Origin of the sequence: Streptomyces sp. NPDC051776 (assembly GCF_040681345.1) — a bacterium.
GTDB lineage: Bacteria > Actinomycetota > Actinomycetes > Streptomycetales > Streptomycetaceae > Streptomyces.
The window spans coordinates 1-3,899 of sequence record NZ_JBFAYQ010000125.1 but is presented as its reverse complement, the minus strand read 5'-3'; the positions used below and the strand labels follow the sequence as shown (position 1 = coordinate 3,899).

Sequence of the window (3,899 nt, the reverse complement as noted above, 5' to 3'; positions counted from 1 at the left end):
GAACCCCTCAGCAAGGTTCATCGTTCCAGGTCAGGAAGGCACTTTCGCGTTTTCCGACCCAGCCAGCCGTACGCAAATGAAACGGCGAGGCTAACAACTTACGGAGCAGCCATGATCGGCATCCTTCCGGGTCTTCGATGTCTCCATCAAACCCGGGGCGGTTCACCACGGGATACAGGCAACACTCCAGACCCATCAGGGACTTCGCGAAGGATCACCAAGATGAGCTGAAGTCAGCGCCTGTGCGGACGCTCTGCGGCCTGGACACAAGTTCTGTCCGATATTTTGCGACAACTGTCAAAGCGAGTACGCTCCTGACCGTTCGACCGACGTGGGTGCTCTGGGTGAGGCCGGTGCCGCCCCCGACAGAAGTGGGATGCCGGTGCCGTTCGCTCTCGCCCACCCGCCGTGGTCCTGCCGCTGCTTCGCCGCCCGTTCGTTCCTGCCGCCCTTGCGGGCGCCATGGCTCCCGACAACCTCTAGTTCCTGGGTGCTCTCGGCCTGTCCGCGACTTCCCGTACGTGGCACACCGTTCCTGAACGCCACTGCGTCGCACGCGCCCACCGGTGCCTTTCACCGTCGGCCTGCTCTTCACCCTCGCTCAGCTCGCTGTGGACCGGCTGCTTCGCACACCGGTGACGGCACTGCTCCTCGCTGGCTGGGGCCGGCAGGAAGAACCGCCCTGGCAGGCACAAGGCCTGCGCGAGCACGGCAGGAACGCCCGCTGGCTGCTGCTATCCGCCCTGATCGGAATCGACTCCCACCTGGCGTGGGACGCCTTCACCCACGACGGCTGTCCGGCCGACCACCTGACACTGCTGCACAACCCGCCCCTGGGCGGTCTGACAGTCGCCCGGCTCCTTGAGTACGTGAGCACCGCCGTCAGCATGGCAATGGTCGGCCGCTTTCTGTGGCGCCACCTCGACCGGCCGCGCACCGAGCACAGCCGACGCGCGCACCTCAATCCGAGGCAACACCGGAAGCTCAAGCATCTCCCGCAACGCCTCCCCGGCTGCCGGTGCTGACTCCAGGCCGGCGAAGAGAAGCACGACAAGGCGGCGAGGAACCATGACTTTACGCCCGTCGTTGCTGGCGAACGCCTATGCGGCCACAGCGATGCCACGCAACACCCTATTCCTGGCCATGCACTTGCCCTGTGCCATTGCGTGCCGGGATGTCCTCCCGCCTCGTTCTCAGAAAGGATCCATCGTGTTTCCCAATGCCATACGGAGCCGTAGCGCAGCCGGTCCATTCCGGCGAGCGGCCAGAGCGTTGGCCATACTCTGCGCTGTCGGCATCATCAGCGCCCTTTCCGCGCCGACGGCGGCCGCTGCCTACCCCCACCCCTCCACGTCCTCGGGCTACTTCAACAGCCTCACCAGCGTGGCCAACCCCGACTGGATGAGCAGCCTGCCCGACGACACAGGGCTGGGACGTATGTCCATCCCCGGTACCCACGACACCCTGGCCATCCAGGGCGACCCCCAAGAGTGGTACAGGACCCAGGAGGAACACGGGTTCGGGGGCGCGACCCTCACCGCCCAGCTGGACGCAGGCATCCGGGCCATCGACATCCGCGTCCGGGCAATGCGCAGCGGCTTCAGCGGTCCCGCCACCTACTTCGACATCCACCACAGCGACGCCTTCCAGGCGCACTTCAGCGAAGCCCTCGACAAGGCCAAGGGGTTCCTGGAGAACCATCCCGGCGAGACAGTCCTGATGAAGCTGAAGGCGGAATGCGACAACACCAAACTCGCGGGACCCGGCAACTGCAACGACTACCCTAAAACCACCACCGCCTACGAGACCGCCGCGATCTTCCAGAAGTACATCGCCGACTACCCCGGCCTGTTCTGGGGGCCTTCTGTGGCCGGGACCGGGACAGCATCGACACCCACCCTGGGCGACGTGCGCGGCAAGATCGTCCTGACTGAGTTCAGGGACCATGAGGGATACGGCCTGACCGGTTTCAACACCGGCGACATCCCCTGGAACCTCTGCGACCTCGACCAGCGCTGGAACCTCATCAAGACCCGCCTGGACCAGCTGCGGTTCGACGAGCGCAACACGGTCCAAACCACCGGGCTGTCCGCCAGCTGCTTTATCACCGATACCTACGTCGACGTGGCCAACGGCAAGGGGGGAAAGAAAGGGATGAACAAGCGCCTGCTGGAGGATCTTCCCTCGAACGCCACCCGTCAGATCAACGTCATCGAGATGGACTTCCCCGGCGGGGAGCTGATCAGCCGGATCATCCGCCTGAACACCGGACGTTAGCCTTGATCTTTCGTGAGGGGGCCGTCAGCTTGCTGACGGCCCCTCTTCGGTTCTGTTGTGCGGGTGTTTTCGGTGTCCGGGCAGGGCAGGGGCCCGGCTGTCGCGTCGGGTGGGCGCCGGGTTCCACGGCTCCGGTCGGGTGGCACTGCTCGCAGGGGCGGGAAGCTGCTGGTCAGCCGGGGTTCGGCAGCGCGTGGAGCCGGTCGAGGGCACCTGTGATCACGTCAGCCCAGGGCCAGTGCCGGGCCAGGCGGAGGATGCGGCGCCGTCCGGTGGTGACCAGCTGGGCGGCGGCAGAGAACAGCCGCAGCCGCAGGCGCTTGGGTTCCCACAGCCGGGCTTGGCCGGTCAGGGCGAGCATCGGCATCCAGGCCAGCAGGTCCAGGGCGATCTGGACGATCTCCAGCCAGACCTGGTTCTGTGCGGCGTTGTGGAGGGGTAGGTTGCGCAGTCCGGTGGCCCGCGCGGCCCGGATACGGTCCTCCGCGCGGGCCCGTTGGCGGTGCCGCAGCTCCAGCGCGGCGATCGCGGTGCCGGGGGTGTTGGTGGCGAACGCCCGTAAGGCGCATGCCGTCGGCATCGGTGAAACGCAACTGGGCGTCGGGATGCGGGCGTTCCTTTGCGGATGATCAGCCGCATGCCCTTGGGCCAGCCGTCCAGGACGTCTCCGGCGAGTTCGGCGACCCAGGCACCGTCACGGATCTGGCCGCCGGGTTCGACGGCCGGCGTCCACTCCGAGGCGGGAACCTTCAACACCGCCTGGTGGTCTGCTCGGTGATGGTCATGCCGACCGAGTACGACAGCCACCGCCCGCGCGCGGTGAGCCAGTCGAGGAACTTGTGGGTACCGCCGGCGGAGTCGGTGCGGATCAGAGTGCGCCGGCCGCGCCGGAACTTCCTCGGCAGTTGGGCCAGTGCCAGGCGGGTGGTCTCGAAATGGTCGGCGGCGGTGTTGCTGCCCGCCCTGCCCGGCCGCAGCAGCCCCGCGACCGGCTCTCCGGTGCCGGCGCGTCCGTGGTCGACGAAGGCCATGAGCGGATGATGCCCGTAGGTCTTCCTCCAGGTCCGAGTGGCGTCCTCCTTGTCGGAGTGGGCCAGCACCAGCACGCCGTCGATGTCCACGATCACCTGCCCGTCGGCGTGCGGAGGGTGGGACCCGGCCAACTGCCATATGCGGTCGCGGACTTCGGCCCGCGCGGCACGGATCGCAGTCAGTGCCCGAGAGCCCGCCGCGGCGACCGTGTCGACCAGGCGGGAGACGGTCGGGTCGGAGGCCACGGGACCGAAGACGGCCGGTTCGGCCCTCAGCATCGCGACATCGGCCAGGCAGTCCCCGCCCACGGCGGTCGCGAGCGCGAGGTCCAGCAGGATCTTGCCCGGATCGTGCACTGCCCGCGGCTTGCACCACGGCGCGAGCGCCGCCGACACCGCTGCATCCACGCCGCTCTTACGGACCGTCTCCACCAGCAACGACCTGCTGCGCGACGTCGGCGGCGCGGAATGCGCGAGCCGATGCTCGTGGTCGGTGACGGCGCGATGGGCCTGTGGAGGGCGCTGGCGGAGGTGTTTCCGCAGGCCAGGCACCAGAGGTGTTGGGTTCACAAAACAAGGAACGTCTCGAAC

The 3,899-nt window shown here is 67.5% G+C and carries 2 protein-coding genes and 2 pseudogenes; 3 read left to right on the top strand and 1 reads right to left on the bottom strand.

Features of this window, described 5'->3' with window-relative positions; genetic code table 11:
- Positions 1-566: 566 nt before the first annotated feature.
- Together AB0M26_RS31465 and AB0M26_RS31460 are read left to right on the top strand one after the other, a co-directional pair.
- The gene (locus tag AB0M26_RS31465; RefSeq protein WP_365266362.1) at positions 567-1,025 is read left to right on the top strand and encodes a DUF4184 family protein; all 459 of its coding nucleotides are present in this window, start codon (positions 567-569) and stop codon (positions 1,023-1,025) included.
- A gap of 247 nt (positions 1,026-1,272) precedes the next feature.
- Positions 1,273-2,277 (top strand): hypothetical protein, encoded by a 1,005-nt coding sequence (locus tag AB0M26_RS31460; RefSeq protein ID WP_365266359.1) that lies wholly within the window; start codon positions 1,273-1,275, stop codon positions 2,275-2,277.
- Between the two features lie 172 nt (positions 2,278-2,449).
- Here the strand turns inward: AB0M26_RS31460 and AB0M26_RS31455 are convergent.
- Positions 2,450-3,746: pseudogene (locus tag AB0M26_RS31455) on the bottom strand (IS1380 family transposase).
- Between the two features lie 18 nt (positions 3,747-3,764).
- Between AB0M26_RS31455 and AB0M26_RS31450 the strand changes: the two are divergent.
- A pseudogene (locus AB0M26_RS31450) lies at positions 3,765-3,899 on the top strand (transposase); the annotation flags it as partial.